The sequence below is a fragment of the Nocardia sp. NPDC003693 genome, from assembly GCF_053981095.1.
Window position 1 is genome coordinate 93,126 of record NZ_JBSFNO010000022.1, and the last position, 16,134, is coordinate 109,259.

Genomic DNA, 16,134 nt, shown 5'->3' on the forward strand with positions numbered 1-16,134 from the left:
GCACTCCTTCCTGTGCGCGGTTCACCGTCGGTGTGCCGCAGGGAGATCCGACTGGTCCATGTATACCCATGGGGGGTATCGTCGGGAAGCGCGATGCCGCGTGATTCATTTCATACCCCTAGGGGGTATTGAAGTCGGTTCTGAACGGCTACCGCGCGCGCGGACGCGGGATCGCCGACAAACTGACCTGTGAATGTTTGTGATTTGTCCCAGCGAGTGGGAGCGGAGCCCGCATCGCCTGTCGGAACTGCGGTTTTTCGGTATCGTGGCGACATGCCGTGCTGTCCCGGACAGTTGTTAACGTTCGGATTCGATTGTGCGACAACTGCATAGAGAGCGTTTGTGCGAGAAGGGCAGGCAATGATGACTGCGAACACCAACCGCTTCGATGAGGCGGCGGTCGGTGCCGAGGATTCCGGCGCGGCATACGGCGGGCTCGGCCCGGGCAGGCTGCTGTCCGCGGAACCGATGACCGCCCGGCTGCTGCCCGGTCTGCGACTGCCCGCCCGCGCGTGGCGCGTCGGCTACACCTCCACCACCGCCGACGGCGCGCCCACCGAGGTGACCGGAACCGTGCTGGTGCCGCGCGCACCGTGGCGCGGCCCCGGCGAACGCCCGCTCATCGCCTACGCCGTCGGCACCCAGGGCCTGGCCGACACCGTCTCCGCGGCGTCCTGGCAGTTCCGGCTCGGACTCGAATACGAATCGCTCTTCATCACCGCCGCGCTGCGCCGGGGCTGGGCCCTGGCCGTCACCGACTATCCGGGGCTCGGCAATCCGGGAACGCACCCGTACGTCATGGGCCGCCACCTCGGTCCCGCGGTGCTCGACGCGGTGCGGGCAGCGCGGCGGCTGCCCGCCGCCGGACTGTCCCCGGACGGCCCGCTCGGGATCTACGGCTACTCCGAGGGCGGCTGTGCCGCGGGCTGGGCGCTGCAGCTGCAGCCCTCGTACGCGCCCGAACTCGAGGTGACCGCCGGCGCGGTCGGCTCGGCGCCGGCGGACCTGGAAGACATGATCAACTTCCTGGACGACACCCCGTACGCCTTCCTGCTGTTCTACGGCGTGCTCGGGCTCGACGCCGCGTACCCCGAACTCGATGTGCTGCAGCATCTCAAGCCGCAGGGCCGGCTGCTGGCGGCGATCCTGCGCCGCACCCACGCGGTCCCCGCCGCGGTCGCGGGCATCGGGCTCGGCGCACTCATCCCGACCAAGGTGTCCACCTACTGCTATCGCCCGCCGTTCGAGGTGCCCGAGGTCCGGGCGCGCCTGCTGGAGAACAAGCTCGGCGCCATCGCACCCGCCGCGCCCGTCCTGGTCGCGGGCGGCACGTCCGAGCAGATCATCCCCTATCCGCAGGCGGTGGCGCTGGCCGACAGCTGGCGCGCGCTGGGGGTCGAGGTCACGATGCTGTCCATGTCCAAGCGCGAACACCTCACCGGGGCTTTCGCTTTCGCGGGACCAGCGATGCGGTTCCTCGCCGAGCGATTCGCCGACGCGCGATCGGTGGCGCTGCCGCGCGGGGCCTGAACGGCGGCCGCGGGAGCGCGGGCGCGCCCCGGACGATCACATCCGGCGGTGGGCGCGGCGGTAGGCGGCGGGCGTCGTGGTCGTCCAGCGCTTGAAGGCGTGGATGAACGGCGTCGCCTCGGCGTATCCGAGCCGGATGGCGATGTCGTCGACCGACAGCGGTGTGGCGGTGAGCATTTCCTCGGCCAGGGCCTGGCGGACCTCGTCGAGCAGGGCGCGATAGCTGGTGCCCGCGGCGACCAGGTGCCTGCGCAGGGTGCGTGGGCTGAGGTTGAGGTCGCGGGCCACCGCCTCCAGGGTGGGCGCGGTGCTGAAGCCGGTCGCGCCCGCCCCGGGCAGCAGCCGGTCGCGCACCTCGGCGGCGATGCCGGTGCGGGCGCTGCGGCGGTGCAGCAGATCGCGGCACTGGGCCACACACAGCGCCCAGGTGGGCTGATTGGCCTGGGGGAGCGGCTGTTCGAGCAGATCCGGGTCGATGCCGAAAATAGTGTGCGGGCGGTCGAAGCGCGGCGGTACGCCGAACAGCGCGGCCAGCCGCCGATCCTGATCGGTTGCGGGGTAGGCGAATTCGGCGCAGGTGAAGTTCACCCGCGCACCGAGTAGATCGCTCATGACCCGGTGCATGGCGACCACGTCGCGCTCGACCAGGAACCGCTGCACATCGGCCGGAATGGTGTCGTGGTGGATCCAGGTGATCACCTCGCGCGGCCGGGTCTCCACGATCGGCGTGCAGAAGGCGAACCCGAGCCGGTAGTACCGCAGCGCCAGCGAAATCGCCTCGCGCAGTGTGGGACTGGTGACGCAGGCGTAGCCGAAGATGCCGAAGGTGCTGATGCGGTAGCGCAGGCCGACCTCGACCCCGAGCGCGGGTACCCCGGCCAGCGCCCGGGTCAGATTGCGCACCACCGCCAATTCGGCCTCGGCGGGTATCTGCGCGTCGGCATCGGTGAGTTCCCGGGCGCCGACGCCGGTCCCGCCCAGGATGGTCTCGGCCGCGACGCCGTGCTCGGCCGCGAACTCGACCATGACCGCGACGCTGGCCGTCCCGCGGGGGAAGTTCCAGGTCCGGACTTCCGGCTCTTGCACGGTACTCATCCTCCGATTATGGCCGAAACTATGGATTCTTTGGCCACCGCTCTTTGCCGGGCGCATTCGTGCCGGTCGTAGCGTTGAGCGCATGCGATTCGACTACGACGTCATCGTCATCGGCTCGGGATTCGGCGGCAGTGTGAGCGCTCTGCGGCTGACCGAGAAGGGCTACCGGGTCGGCGTGCTCGAGGCGGGCCGCCGATTCGACGACCACGAATTCGCGCAGACCTCCTGGCGGGCTCGCCGCTTCCTGTGGGCGCCCGCCCTGGGCTGCTACGGAATTCAGCGCCTGACCCTGTTGAAGGACACCTTCATCATGAGTGGCGCCGGGGTCGGGGGCGGCTCGCTGGTGTACGCCAACACGCTCTACGAACCGCCGGACAAGTTCTACGCCGATCCGCAGTGGGGGCACATCACGGACTGGAAGTCCGAGCTCGCCCCGCACTACGACCAGGCCAAACGCATGCTGGGGGTGACGACCAACCCGGCCACCACCGCCACCGACCGGGTGCTGCGCGACGTCGCCGCCGACATGGGTATCGCCGACACCTACCGCAGCACCCCGGTCGGGGTGTTCTTCGGCGGACCCGGCCGCCGCCCCGGTGAGGACGTGCCCGATCCGTTCTTCGGCGGCGTCGGCCCGGATCGGCGCGCGTGCACCCACTGCGGCGAATGCATGACCGGCTGCCGGCACAACGCCAAGAACACCCTGGTGAAGAACTACCTGTACCTGGCCGAAAAAGCCGGGGCCACGGTGCATCCGCTGACCACCGTCACCGATGTGCGGCCGCTGCCCGGGGGCGGCTTCACCGTCGCGACCGTGCGCACCGGCGGCAAGGTCCGCAGGCGGCGTCGCGAATTCACCGCCGAGCAGGTCATTTTCGCCGCCGCGTCGCTCGGCACCCAGCGGCTGCTGCACCGCCTGCGGGATCGCGGATCGCTGCCCGCGGTCTCGCCCCGGCTCGGCTACCTCTCCCGCACCAATTCCGAAGAGCTGCTGGCGATTCGCTCCCGCGTCAAGGGTTCGGACTTCACCAAGGGGGTCGCCATCACCTCCTCCATCCACCCCGACGCGGACACCCACGTGGAACCGGTCCGCTACGGCCGGGGCAGCAACGCGCTGGCCCTGATGACCACCGCGATGGTGAGCGGCGAACCGCCCCGGGTGCGCGCCTGGTTCCGCGAATTGGCTCGCAACCGCCGCGATCTCGTCAAGATGCACAACCCCCGCCGCTGGTCCGAGGAGATGATCGGCCTGCTGGTCATGCAGTCGGCCGACAATTCCATCACCACCTACACCAAACGCGGTCTGTTCGGCCGGCGCATGACCACCCGGCAGGGCGAGGGCGTGCCCAACCCCACCTGGGTGCCCGCCGGGCACGAGGTCGCGCGCCGGGTCGCGGACAAGATCGACGGCATCCCGACCGGCTCGTTCACCAGCAGCATCTTCAACGTGCCGATGACCGGCCACTTCCTCGGCGGCTGCCCCATCGGGGATGCTCCGGACACCGGCGTGGTGGATCCCTATCACCGCCTGTACGGCCATCCGGGTCTGCACGTGATCGACGGTTCCACCATCTCGGCCAACCTGGGCGTGAACCCCTCGCTGACCATCACCGCCCAGGCCGAGCGCGCTATCTCGTTGTGGCCCAACCGAAACGATCCCGATCCCCGCCCCGCTCCGGCCGCGCCCTACCGCCGCCTGGCCCCGATCGCGCCCCGGTCCCCGGTGGTCCCGCCCACCGCACCCGCCGCCCTGCGCCTGTCGATCACCCCGGTCACCCCGAGCGTCCCGGCCGGGACGGCCCCGAATCCCGGATCCCAGGTCTAGGCCCGCTCGCCCCCGGTGTGCCGGTGATTCGCCACCGAACTCCGCGCAAACCCTGGACGAACCGGTTCGCCGTGCCGAGGATGGGACGGATCGAGCGTCTATCCGGAGGAGTCGATGTGGCCGAGCAGCGCGTGGATTGGCTCGCGGGCGGGGTGCGCCGGTCGATAGCCGGCGAACGCATCGCGCGCATCGCGGGCGAGCTGTTCCTGGCGCGGGGGTTCGATCAGGTCGGTATGGACGACGTGGCCGCGGCGGCGGGCTGTTCACGGGCCACGCTGTACCGGCATTTCCACGGCAAGCCCGCGCTCATCGACGCGGTCATGGCCAACTCGGCCACCGCGGTGGTCGAGCGGGTCGCGGCCGCGGTCAAGCGCTACGAGGGCTCGCGCCGCATCGTCGAGGCGATTCTGGTCTCGGTCGCCGCGGTGCGCGCCGATCCGGCGCTCGCGCGCTGGTTCGCCGACCGCACCGGCGGCAGCGACGAGGTCTTCGCCACCTCACCCGAACTGGGCCGGATGGCCACCATGCTCACCGGCATCGCACCCGATGACGAAGCCGCGCAATGGATCGTGCGCGTGGTGCTGTCGTTGCTGGTGTGGCCGCTGCCGGACGCGGCCAGTGAGCGCCGCATGGTCGAACGATTCGTGAGCTGACCTCCTTGCCGAGTGTCTGGGACAGTTCTACACTGAGGTGACATCGAACACCCGGTACCAGGTACTCGGTGTTGCACCAAGGATGGTCGAGATGACAAGTGCGCCTCCCGCTGGCACCTATCCCAAGGCTCGCCGGATCAGATTCCGCTTCGAGCAACACGATTCGAACGACCGATACTTCGTCGACGGCGACATGGTCTTCAGCCATTTCGTCGCCGGACTCTCCGGCAGCTTCCCGCCCGGCGAGGAATCCTTCATCCGCTCGGTCCGGCGGGTCGCCGGCCGGGTCACCGACCCCCTGCTGAAGAAGCGCGTCACCGGCTTCATCGGGCAGGAGGCCATGCACGGCCAGGAACACCGCAGGCTCAACGACAAGCTCGTCGAGATGGGTTATCCCATAGCGTGGCTGGACACCGAGGCCGCGCGCGAACGCTCCCTGCGAATCGAGCGGCGGCTCGCCCCGCTGGTCCACCTGGCCGCCACCGCCGCGGCCGAGCACTACACGGCCGTGCTGGCCCAGCGCGTGCTGTCGAGCCGGGAGATCCAGGACATCCCCGCCTCACCGGAATTCTGGAATCTGCTGAACTGGCACGCTTTCGAGGAACTCGAGCACAAATCGGTCGCCTTCGACGTGTTCCGCGCCGCCGGTGGCACCGAACAGACGCGCATCGCGGTGATGGCGGTGCTCTACGGCCTCACCATTCCGCTCACCTACGGCGCGCTCGCGGTCTCGCTGGCCCGCGACCCGGTGGCCCGGCGGCAACCGGCTCGCCTTGCGCGCGAAGCGTATTCGCTGTTCCGCGGCCCGATCTTCCGCGGTCTCATGGGTGAGCTGGCGCTGTACATGCGCCCCGGATTCCACCCCGACGACATCGATACCGACGCGCTGCTGCGGCACTGGCAGCAGGAGCTCTTCGGCGACGAGGGCGTACTGGTCGATCACCTCAAGTAGGACAACTACATCGAGAAAGGACCGGCCAATGACGATCGGTCAGGACGCCACGTCCCTCACCCCCTATCCCAAGGTCCGGCGCATGCGCTTCCGGTTCGGGCAGCCCGAACCCATGTCGCATCACTTCGTGCAGGACGACATTCCGCTCACCCATCTGATCGCCGTACTGTCCGGTGCGTTCCCGCCCGGCGAGGAATCCTTCATCCGCTCGGTGCGCAAATTCTCCGCCGAGATCACCGACCCCGTGCTGAAGAAGCGGGTGGTCGGGTTCATCGGGCAGGAGGCGGTGCACGGACAGCAGCACCGGGCCCTGAACGATCAGCTGATCGAGATGGGCTTTCCCATCGTGCGCCTGTTCACCTTCCCGCCCGGCGCCCTGCGCGAGCGCGCGGTGATCGCCGTCGAGAACCTGGTGCCGCGGCACGTGCACCTGGCCTTCACCGCGCTCGCCGAGCACTACACCTCGACGCTGGCGGTCCGGGTGCTGGGCGAGGAGGCCATCCAGGCCATCCCGGGCGACCCGGAGGTCTGGAACCTGTTGAACTGGCACGCTTTCGAAGAGCTCGAACACAAGTCCGTCGCCTTCGACGTCTATCGCGCGACCGGCGGCTCCGAGGCCGTGCGCATCGTGCTCATGGCGGGCACCTACGCCGTCACGATCCCGGTCGTCTCGGTGGGCGTGCTGGCCTCGATCCTGAGTGATCCGCGCAGCTGGCGGCCGATAAAGGTGGTGCGGCAGTCGATCCGGCTGTATCGCGGGCCGATCGTCAAGGGCCTCATGAAGGAGATCCGGCCGTACATGCGCCCGGGCTTCCATCCCGACGACATCGACAGCACCGAACTGCTCGAGCACTGGCGGCGCGCGCTGTTCGGGGCCGACGGCGAACTCCTCGATCGCATCGGCGCGGCACGGTCATGAACCACACGAACGACGGCAGGGGTGCGCCGGTCGGGGACCGCCCCGATCACGAGGTCATCGTGATCGGGGCCGGTTTCGGCGGCATCGGCACCGGCATCGCACTGCAGCGCAAGGGCATTCACGACTTCGTCATCGTGGACAAGTGGGACCGCGTCGGCGGGACCTGGCACGCCAACACCTATCCCGGTGTGGCGGTGGACATTCCCTCCTTCATCTACAGCTTCTCCTACGAGCAGCGCGGCGACTGGTCGCGGGTCTTCGCGCCCGGGACCGAACTCCGCGACTACGCCGAGAGCATGGTCGACAAGTACGGCCTGCGGGACAAGCTGCGACTGAGCACGACCATCGTGGCCGCGGACTTCGACGATCGAAACAGTCTGTGGCGCTTGAGCGCCGACGGCGGCCGGGTGCTCACCGCGCGCTACGTCGTACTGGCCATCGGCGGGCTGGAACGGCCGAAGATGCCCGACATCGAGGGCCTCGACGATTTCGGCGGCGCCCTCGTGCACACCGCGCTGTGGGATCACGATGTGGCTCTGCGGGACAGGCGGGTGGCCGTCATCGGCACCGGCGCCACGGCCCTGCAACTGATTCCGGCCATCGTGGACGAGACCGCGCACCTGACCGTCTTCCAGCGGACCCCGATCTGGGTGTTCCCGAAGAACGACGCGGACATCGGCCCGCTCGGGCGGCGGGTACTGGGCAGCCCGGCCATTCGGTCGGTCCTGCGGGCGGCGGGCAATCTCGGCACCGAGGTGGCCATGAGCGGTATGGTGGCCGGCCCGGCCTGGCTCACGCGGGGGACCCGGCGGCTCGCCGAGATACCGGTCCGCCGCTGGATGCGGAGCCAGGTCCGCGATCCGGCGCTGCGGGAGAAGCTCACGCCCCGATACGGACTCGGCTGCAAACGCCCCTCGATGTCCAACGACTACCTGCGCACGTTCGATCGCGACGACGTCAGCCTGGTCACCGAATCCATCGTCCGGGTCACCGAACGCGGGATCGTCACCGCGGACGGCGCCGAGCACGAGATAGACGTGCTCGTGTGCGCCACCGGCTTCAAGCTCTGGGACCGGGGAGCGATCCCCCCGTTCCCGGTGCGCGGGCGGGGCGGCAAGGATCTCGAGACGTTCTGGGCCGAGCACCGCTATCAGTCGTACCAGGGCGTCTCGGTCCCGGGCTTTCCCAACGCCTTCACCATCACCGGGCCGTACGGCTTCGTCCTGGGTTCCTACATCTGGATGATCGAGGCGACCGCCGCGCATCTGAGCCGGGCCATCGCCGAATCCCGGCGGCGCGGCACGCGCGAGGTGGAGATCCGGCAGGAGGTCCACGACGAGTACTTCGCGACCTGCCTGCGCAGGCAGCGGAAGAACTTCCTGTTCACCGACGTGTGCGCCGGCTCGAACACCTACTACCTCGACAACAACGGCGACTCGCCGTTCCGCCCGTCCACGCACGGCGAAATGTACTGGCACAACCGGCATTTCGATCTCGACGTGTACCGCTACACCGCGGGCGCGCCGGTGCTCGCGGACCCCGTCGCACTGTCCGAGGAGCTCTCGTGAAACTCAACGACATCGACCCCCGCCTGGTCGTGGTGACCGGTGCGGGCAGCGGAATCGGCCGGGCGGTCGCGCTGCGCTACGCACGCGGCGGCGCACAGGTCGTGGTGTCCGACATCGACAAGGACGCGGCGCTCGCCACGGTCGCCCTCATCCAGGCGGAGGGCCGCCGGGCCGTGGCGATGCAGCTGGACGTGACCGATCCCGGCGCCTGGGCCGCCTTCGCCCGCGACGTGCACGCCGATCACGGCGTGCCCGACGTCCTGGTCAACAACGCCGGGATACTGGTCAGCGGGGCGTTTCTCGATCTGGAGCCGGCGGACTGGGACCGCCAGCTCGGGGTCAATCTGCTGGGCGTGGTCCACGGCTGCCGGACCTTCGGGCGACTCATGATCGAGGAGGGCGCCCGCGGGCACATCGTGAACATCGCCTCGGCGGCCGCGTTCACCCCCACCCCGGTGATGTCGGCGTACTCGGTCTCCAAGGCCGGGGTCAAGATGCTCACCGAATGCCTGCGCCTCGAGCTCGCGCCGAAGGGCGTCGGGGTGAGCGCCATCTGCCCCGGGGTGATCAACACCAATATCGGTGACCACGCGGTCACCGTCGGCGTCGATCCGGTGCTGGTCGAACGCGGGAAGGAAATCGCCAGGCAGGTACAGGATCTCGCCGCGCGCCTGCCCTTCTCGCCGCTGAGCCCGGACCTGGTGGCGCGCGCGGTGGTGCGGGCGGTGCGCTTCGATCTGGCGGTGGTGCCGGTGCGCACCGAAGCCTGGCTGGGCTATTTCCTGCCGCGGATCGCGCCCGGCGTGAATCGCCGTATCGCACAGCCGATATCGGTGGAGCGGCTGGAGGCGGCCGGGGCGTGGCTGCTGGAGCGGTTCGGCGCGCCACCGGTGCCCAGGGCCGTGGGCGGACACGGGGCGGCCGGATGAACCCACGTGCCCACCGGATCGCGGTGCACGAGGTCGTCAGCGAGACCGCCGAGGCGGTCTCGCTGATCTTCGAGATCCCCGCCGACCTCGGCCGCCGATTCGCCTACGCGCCAGGGCAATTCCTCACGGTCCAGGTGCCCAGCGCCCGCACCGGCTCGGTGGCGCGCTGCTATTCGCTCTCCAGCAGCCCGCACTGCGACGACCGCCTGGCGGTCACGGTCAAGCGCACGCCGCAGGGCTACGCCTCGAACTGGCTCTGCGACAACGTGGCGGCGGGATCGCTGCTCACCGTGCTCGAGCCGGCCGGGAACTTCTCCCCGCGCACCTGGAACCGCGATCTGCTGCTGTGCGCGGCGGGCAGCGGCATCACCCCGGTCATGTCCATTCTCAAATCCGCGCTGGCGCTGGGCCGGGGGCGGATCACGCTGCTGTACGCCAACCGGGATCGGTCCGCGATCATCTTCGCGCGCGAGCTGGCGCGGCTCACGCAGCGGCATCCGCGCAGGCTGACGGTGCTGCACTGGCTGGAATCCGAACGCGGGGTGCCCACCGCGCCGGGGCTCGCGGCCTGGATGCGCCCGTATCGCACTTGGGACATATACCTGTGTGGCCCGGCCGGATTCACCCTGGTCGCCAAGCGTGGCCTGGCACAATTGCGAGTATCCGAGCGCGTGATCCGCCAGGAGGAATACCGCTCGCTGACGGACAACCCGTTCGAGCCGCACACACCCGCGACCGTGTCGCCGACCGCGACCACCGCCGGTGCGCCCGCATCCCCGCCCGCCCCCGGCGTCACGAGCACGGCCGTCGTGCACGTCGAGATAGACGGCGCGACCCACACCCTGCCGTGGCCGCGGAGCAGAAAGCTCCTGGACGTGCTCCTCGACCACGGCATAGACGCACCGTACGTGTGCCGCGAATCCGCCTGCGGCACCTGCGTATGTCGCGTCGCCCGGGGCCGGACCCGCATGCTGCTGAACGAGTCCCTCATCGACGAGGAACTCGCGATAGGCCTGACCCTGGCCTGCCAGACCCTGCCCGAATCCGACGACGTGCACATCGCCTTCGATCAGTAACACCCCACACCGGCCCGACAATGAGGTTGCCAGCCATGAGTACTCTGCCCGAAGGTATCCGCGGTACCGTCGATCCCCGATTCGCCGGAGCCGCACGCGGTTTCGCGCGACTGTTCGAGCGCTACCTGCGCACCGGCGGCGCGCTGTCGGTGTATCTGCGCGGCGAACCCGTCGTCCGGATCTGGACCGGCACGGCCGACGACGCGGGTGCGGTCCCCTGGGAATTCGAGACGGCGGCGCTGTCCTTCTCCACCACCAAGGGTGTCACAGCGCTGGTCATCCATCGGCTCGTGGATCGCGGCCTGCTCGACTACGACACCCCGGTCGCCGAGTACTGGCCCGAATTCGCCGTCGGCGGAAAGCATTCCATCACCGTGCGGGATCTGCTCGCGCATCGGTCCGGGCTCTCGGATCTGCGCCCCGTCGTGCACGGCGCCGCCGACGTCCTGGACACCGAACTGATGGAACAGCGCCTGGCCGAGGCGACGCCGGATTGGACCCGCGGCCTGCCGGTCTACCACGCGCTCACCTACGGCTGGCTGCTCGGCGGCCTGGCCCGCGCGGTCACCGGCGCGAGCATGGCCGAGCTGTTCCGCACCGAACTCGCCGAACCGCTGGGCCTTTCGGGCCTGCACCTGGGCGTGCCCGCGGACGGCACCCCCGTCGCGGAACTCGTCGGTCCCGGGGTGTCGGCCACCGGCACCGGACTCGGCCGCCCGATCACCGCCGCGGCGATCCGTCTTCCCGTGGTCGGCACGATCCTGAACACCATGCACTTCACCGGCGCCCAGGACGCGCTGCGGGGCCCCGTACCCGCCCTGGCGCGCTCCGAGAACGGCGCCGCGACAGGCGTTTTCAGCGCGGACTCGATCGCCCGGGTCTACGGGGTCATCGCCAACGGCGGCGAGTTCGGGGGCGTCCGGCTGTTGAGCCCCCGCACGGCCCGGGGCCTGGACCGCTACACCCGGACCAATCCCGATCCCGCGCGCCTGGCCTTCTGGCAACTCGGGTACCACCCCCTGCCGACCCTCGGCGCTCCCCGCGGCTTCGGTCACCTCGGCCTGGGCGGCTCCGGCGGCTGGGCCGATCCCGTCTCCGGCCTCTCGGTCGGCTTCGTCCACAACCGCCTGGACATGTTCCGGCTGCCCACCGATATGAGCCTGCTCTCGCTCCTGCTCCCCGCCATAGCCCGGGCGGCCGGCACCGCCGACCCCCGCTTCGCCGGCACCCGGGCGGCCTGACCCACTCCCTGCCGGGCCACCCGGGAACCGTCGTCAGGCGAGCGGTTCCTTCGCGAGGGCGACCACTTTCGTCCGGGCGGCAACCGCCGCCCGGAACTCGTCGGCGGTCTGCGGGACCAGCGTCGCCGCGATGATCGCCAGCACCGGGCCGACGATCATCACGGCGAAAGCCGATGTGTAGGAGAGGTGGTCGGTGACGATGCCGAACGCCAGCGGGCTGACCACACCCGCCAGCTGACCGCCGAAAATGATCACGCCCGACGCCGCGCCCATGTACGCGCTCGGCAGCGCCCGCAACGGCACCGAGAACGCCGGCATGAACGCCAGCCCGGCAACCAGGCTCATGACGGTGCCCGCGACGACGAAGGCCGGGAACCATTCCAGGCGCGGCAGCACGAGCAGCATGACGGCTGTGAACACCATGGACGGCACCACGATCACCCGCGGCCGCCCGCCGAGCCGATCCGACATGCGCGCGCCGATCACCACGCCCGCCGCCGCGGCCAGGGTCGAGGGCACCGCGGCCACCGCGACGAGCGTCATGGAGATGCCGCGACCCTCGTGCAGGAAGGTCGGCGTCCAGGCCGTCACGCCCCACACCAGCACGTCGTAGCCGAAGAAGATGGCCGCGAACCCCAGCAGCGCGGGGGAGAAGAGCACGGCCCGCCGATCCGCGGCCGGCGGCCGATCGGTCACCGGCAACTCCTGCTGCGGCAGCGGTTCGGGCATCCAGCGCCGCCACGCGATGATCACTCCCAGCCCGAGCACCGAGATGAGCGCGAACATGGCGCGCCAGCCCAGGGTGGGCAGCATGATCCCGGCGATCACCGCGGCCAGCAGGATGCCGACGGCGTTGGAGGAATTGGTCCAGCCCGAGGCGGTGGTGCGCTGTTCGGGCAGGGTGCGCTCGGACAGCGCTTTGAGCGCGGCGGCCGGGAACACGCCCTGCACCAGCCCGAACAGGAAGCGCATGGCGAGCAGCGCGGAGAACGACCAGGCCAGGGCGGTCAGACCGGTGAAGATCGACCAGGCCAGCAGGCCGATGACGCCGATCTTGATCGAGCCGTAGCGGTCCGCGAGCAAGCCGCCGGGGACCTGTGCGATCGCGTAGGCCAGGAAGAAGACCGACACCAGCAGTCCCAGCTCGGTGTGGTCCAGGTCGAGCTCGTCGCCGATCGCGGGGAGCGCGAAATTGATGACCGTCCGGTCGATGTAATCGACCACCCAGGCCGCGAAGAGCAGCATGACGGTGACCTGGGTCGTGCGTGGCATCGGAGCCCCTTCATCGAATCGAGGCGTGGCGAAATGCCACGGTCAGCAGCACGAACGCACCCTCCTGGATAACCGTCTACGCCAATGCCTTCCGAACCCGCACATCGTAATGAGCGGTGCGGCCCCCGGCGCGCCCACAAATTCTTGGGCAGGCGGCCGTCCCGCCGCGGTATCCCGATGGGCGGAGCCGCCGGGAGGTACGCGCCGAGAAACGGACATATACCCTTCAGAGTGTGACCGTCGCCGGTTGCGAATCGGGCAACGCGGGGGCACATGAACGCGAATTCCGCCGGACTCCCGCGCCGATGTGGTGTGCTGCGCGCGGCCGATTCCGGGTCCGTGCCCGGCCGGTGTGCACGCGCCCAATACAAAGTCTCTCGTACTGTTCTCGCGCACATCGGCAGAAGACGGCGCAGGTTTTAATGTCCCTCGCGGGGCGATCGCCACGTCGATTGAACCCCCGCGCCGCCCGGCTCGTTGAACCACATGAGTTGATCGCGAACCGGTTGCGGCCCACCAGCTGATCCGGCGGTCGCCGCGTCCGGATCGGGGTCCCCGCCGGGCGATGCGCGGCGGGGACATCGGGTTCGACGGGAGCGCCGTCTCCTGTGCAAGTAGCCCAAATCCCTTGTGCATCAACGTTTTCGAACAACCATGTGATCTGTGACACATTGTTCCGGGGGTTTGTCCGGAGATACATTGTGTCCGATGCATCGCCCACAATGTAATTCGAAGGGGGGTTCCGTGATCGATCGCAGGATGGCTTCCCCGACCGTGGCGGACGTGATCGTCGAACGGCTGGCCGCGCACACCGATCATCTGTTCGGGGTCGGCGGCGCCAACATCGAGGACGTCTACGACGCCGTGGCCCGGGCGGGCGTCATCACCGGCATCGTCGCCAAACACGAGTTCGGGGCCGCGACCATGGCCGACGGGTACGCCCGGGCCACCAACCGGCTCGGTGTCGTGGCCGCCACCTCCGGCGGGGGAGCGATGAATCTGCTTGCCGCCCTGACGGAGTCGTACGATTCGCGGGTACCGGTGCTGGCGCTGGTCGGGCAGCCGCCGCTCGGTCAGCTGGGGCGCGGCGCGTTCCAGGACACCAGCGGCGGTCCCGGCCTGCTCGACGCCGAGCGGATCTTCGGCGCGGTGACCCGGGCATGTGTGAAAGTAACGCGGCCGCAGGACATTCACGCGGCGCTGGATCGGGCGATCGCCACCGCGCTCGCGGGCGGACCGGTCGCGCTGCTGCTGCCCAAGGACATTCAAGCCGCGCCTGCGGAACCTCGTTCGGCCGGAGCGGAAATCGGCGGGAGCGTGGCCAACGATGACGACCCGGCCGCGAGCGCCGAGGAGATGCGCGCCGCCGTCGAACTGCTGGCGGCGGCCGCCGGGCCCGCGGTGATCATCGCCGGACCCGAGATCGCGCGCGCCGACGCCCGCGCCGAACTGGCCGCCCTCGCGATGGCCCTGGACGCGTCGGTGCTGCTCACCCCCGATGCCAAAGACGCCTTCCCGAACGGTGATTCCCGCTTCGCGGGCATCACCGGGGTCATGGGGCATCCGGGCGCGCCCGCGCTGGTGGCCGGGGCCGCGCTGGTCGTGCTGACCGGCGCGAGACTGCCCACGACCGCGCGCGCCGGGCTCGACGCGGCGCGCGCGGCCTGCCCGCGACTCGTGCACGTCGGCGCCGAGGACCCGTTCCCCGAGGTGCACGCCCGGGTGCCCGGCGCGTTGCGTGCGCGGCTCCGGGAACTCGCCGCCCGCGCCTCGCGCCCTGGAATCGGTGCTGTGCAACAGAATTCGAACCCGCGCACCGAACTGTCCGTACCACCCTCGGACGGGCCCGGCGTGCGCTACCGCGACGCCGTGGCCGCCATCGGAGCCCGGCTCGAGCCCGGCGCCGACATCGTGGCCGACGCCGGGAACACCGGCGCGGCCGTGGTGCACCACCTGCCGGTACCCGACGGCGGCCGCTTCCTGATCGCGCTGGGCATGGGCGGTATGGGCTACTCCTTCGGCGCGGGGATCGGCTCCGCGCTCGGGCGCGGCCGGCGCACCGTCGTGATCGCCGGGGACGGTTCGTATTTCATGCACGGCCACGAACTGCACACCGCGGTCGAGTACCGGGTCCCGGTCACGTTCATCGTCTTCAACAACAACGCGCACGCCATGTGCGCCACCCGCGAACAGCTCTACTACTCCGGCGACTACAGCTTCAACCACTTCCGGCCCGCCGAGATCGGCGCGGGCGTGGGGGCCATGTTCCCGGACCTGCCCGCCCGGACCGCGCACACCCTCGCCGATTTCGAGGACGCCCTCGACAAGGCGCGCGCCGAACCCGGTCCCGTATTCATCGAACTCCGTTGCGACCCGGCGGAAGTCCCACCCTTCGCCCCCTTCCTGAAGGAGCCCACCGCATGACCGACATCGCCAACGCCGCGCCCGCGCCGGATCTCGACGTGCCCGGCGTCTACCGCATCGAGACCCTCAGCGTGAAGGAGGGCATGCCGATGGTGCTGGACATGACCAGGGCCGTGTACCCGCACGACGAGATCTACGGCGACTACTGCACCGTCAACGAGTACATCGCCGCGCCGCCCGACGAGGTCTTCGACTACCTCTCCGACACCCGCAGCCTGGGCGAATGGACCTACAGCATGCGGGGATTCGAGCGCACCGGCGAACCCGGCCTGTGGGTCTCCGACGATCGCATCGGCTCGCACACCCGCATCTACACCCGCACCGTGGCCGGTCGCGAGGCCCGCACCGTCGACTACCACTGTGCCTGGGACCAGGGCGAACACCTGTGGATGATCTACCTCATGCGGGTGGTCGACGCGCGGACGGTGCTCGGCAAGCCGGGTTCGGTGGTGCTGTGGACCAACTGCCGACATCCGTTCTACGACGAGAACGGCTATCCCGAGACCGCCCCCGAGGGCCGCCCGGTCTGGGTCGGCGACTTCTGGCATCTCTTCGCCGCCGGGCATCTGCTCGAACTGCGCAATCTCAAGGCGATCTGCGAACACCGGCACGCCAATGGCCTGCCCATCAAGCCCGAATGGATGGACTGA

13 protein-coding genes are annotated in these 16,134 nt (G+C 69.7%); 11 read left to right on the forward strand and 2 right to left on the reverse strand.

What is annotated here, in order from left to right; all coding sequences use genetic code 11:
- Positions 1–360 precede the first annotated feature (360 nt).
- Positions 361–1,530, forward strand: coding sequence for a lipase family protein (locus tag ACWDOP_RS23655; RefSeq protein ID WP_456346806.1), 1,170 nt, complete (start codon positions 361–363; stop codon positions 1,528–1,530).
- 36 nt (positions 1,531–1,566) lie between these two features.
- On the opposite strand, the gene ACWDOP_RS23660 is transcribed toward ACWDOP_RS23655, so the two are convergent.
- Positions 1,567–2,625, reverse strand: a complete 1,059-nt coding sequence (locus ACWDOP_RS23660; protein ID WP_456346807.1) for an AraC family transcriptional regulator — start codon at positions 2,623–2,625, stop codon at positions 1,567–1,569.
- 82 nt (positions 2,626–2,707) lie between these two features.
- On the opposite strand from ACWDOP_RS23660, the gene ACWDOP_RS23665 reads away from it, so the two are divergent.
- The 8 genes from ACWDOP_RS23665 (at position 2,708) to ACWDOP_RS23700 (ending at position 11,788) form a co-directional block, all read left to right on the forward strand.
- Positions 2,708–4,450, forward strand: coding sequence for a GMC oxidoreductase (locus ACWDOP_RS23665; RefSeq protein ID WP_456346808.1), 1,743 nt, complete (start codon positions 2,708–2,710; stop codon positions 4,448–4,450).
- Between the two features lie 116 nt (positions 4,451–4,566).
- Positions 4,567–5,103: a TetR/AcrR family transcriptional regulator gene (locus ACWDOP_RS23670; protein WP_456346809.1), complete on the forward strand. Its 537-nt coding sequence runs from the start codon at positions 4,567–4,569 to the stop codon at positions 5,101–5,103.
- A 91-nt stretch (positions 5,104–5,194) separates the two neighbouring features.
- Positions 5,195–6,055 carry a metal-dependent hydrolase gene (locus ACWDOP_RS23675; protein WP_456346810.1) on the forward strand — a complete coding sequence of 287 codons (861 nt, stop codon included), beginning with the start codon at positions 5,195–5,197 and terminating at the stop codon, positions 6,053–6,055.
- A 28-nt stretch (positions 6,056–6,083) separates the two neighbouring features.
- On the forward strand, positions 6,084–6,974 hold the full coding sequence (locus ACWDOP_RS23680) for a metal-dependent hydrolase (RefSeq protein ID WP_456346811.1): 891 nt from the start codon (positions 6,084–6,086) through the stop codon (positions 6,972–6,974).
- Positions 6,971–8,542 (forward strand): flavin-containing monooxygenase, encoded by a 1,572-nt coding sequence (locus tag ACWDOP_RS23685; protein WP_456346812.1) that lies wholly within the window; start codon positions 6,971–6,973, stop codon positions 8,540–8,542. Before ACWDOP_RS23680 ends, ACWDOP_RS23685 begins: the two co-directional genes overlap by 4 nt.
- Positions 8,539–9,471: an SDR family NAD(P)-dependent oxidoreductase gene (locus ACWDOP_RS23690; protein ID WP_456346813.1), complete on the forward strand. Its 933-nt coding sequence runs from the start codon at positions 8,539–8,541 to the stop codon at positions 9,469–9,471. Before ACWDOP_RS23685 ends, ACWDOP_RS23690 begins: the two co-directional genes overlap by 4 nt.
- The gene (locus tag ACWDOP_RS23695) at positions 9,468–10,547 is read left to right on the forward strand and encodes a 2Fe-2S iron-sulfur cluster-binding protein (RefSeq protein WP_456346814.1); all 1,080 of its coding nucleotides are present in this window, start codon (positions 9,468–9,470) and stop codon (positions 10,545–10,547) included. Before ACWDOP_RS23690 ends, ACWDOP_RS23695 begins: the two co-directional genes overlap by 4 nt.
- 35 nt (positions 10,548–10,582) lie before the next feature.
- The gene (locus ACWDOP_RS23700; protein WP_456346815.1) at positions 10,583–11,788 is read left to right on the forward strand and encodes a serine hydrolase domain-containing protein; all 1,206 of its coding nucleotides are present in this window, start codon (positions 10,583–10,585) and stop codon (positions 11,786–11,788) included.
- A 33-nt stretch (positions 11,789–11,821) separates the two neighbouring features.
- Here ACWDOP_RS23700 and ACWDOP_RS23705 read toward each other — a convergent pair whose 3' ends face one another.
- A complete protein-coding gene (locus tag ACWDOP_RS23705) occupies positions 11,822–13,060 on the reverse strand; it encodes an MFS transporter (protein WP_456346816.1) in 1,239 nt (412 codons plus the stop codon).
- Positions 13,061–13,804: 744 nt separating this feature from the next.
- Between ACWDOP_RS23705 and ACWDOP_RS23710 the strand changes: the two genes are divergently transcribed.
- Both ACWDOP_RS23710 and ACWDOP_RS23715 read left to right on the forward strand, forming a co-directional pair.
- The gene (locus tag ACWDOP_RS23710; protein WP_456346817.1) at positions 13,805–15,484 is read left to right on the forward strand and encodes a thiamine pyrophosphate-binding protein; all 1,680 of its coding nucleotides are present in this window, start codon (positions 13,805–13,807) and stop codon (positions 15,482–15,484) included.
- The gene (locus ACWDOP_RS23715; protein WP_456346818.1) at positions 15,481–16,134 is read left to right on the forward strand and encodes an SRPBCC family protein; all 654 of its coding nucleotides are present in this window, start codon (positions 15,481–15,483) and stop codon (positions 16,132–16,134) included. The genes ACWDOP_RS23710 and ACWDOP_RS23715 overlap by 4 nt, the downstream gene beginning before the upstream one ends.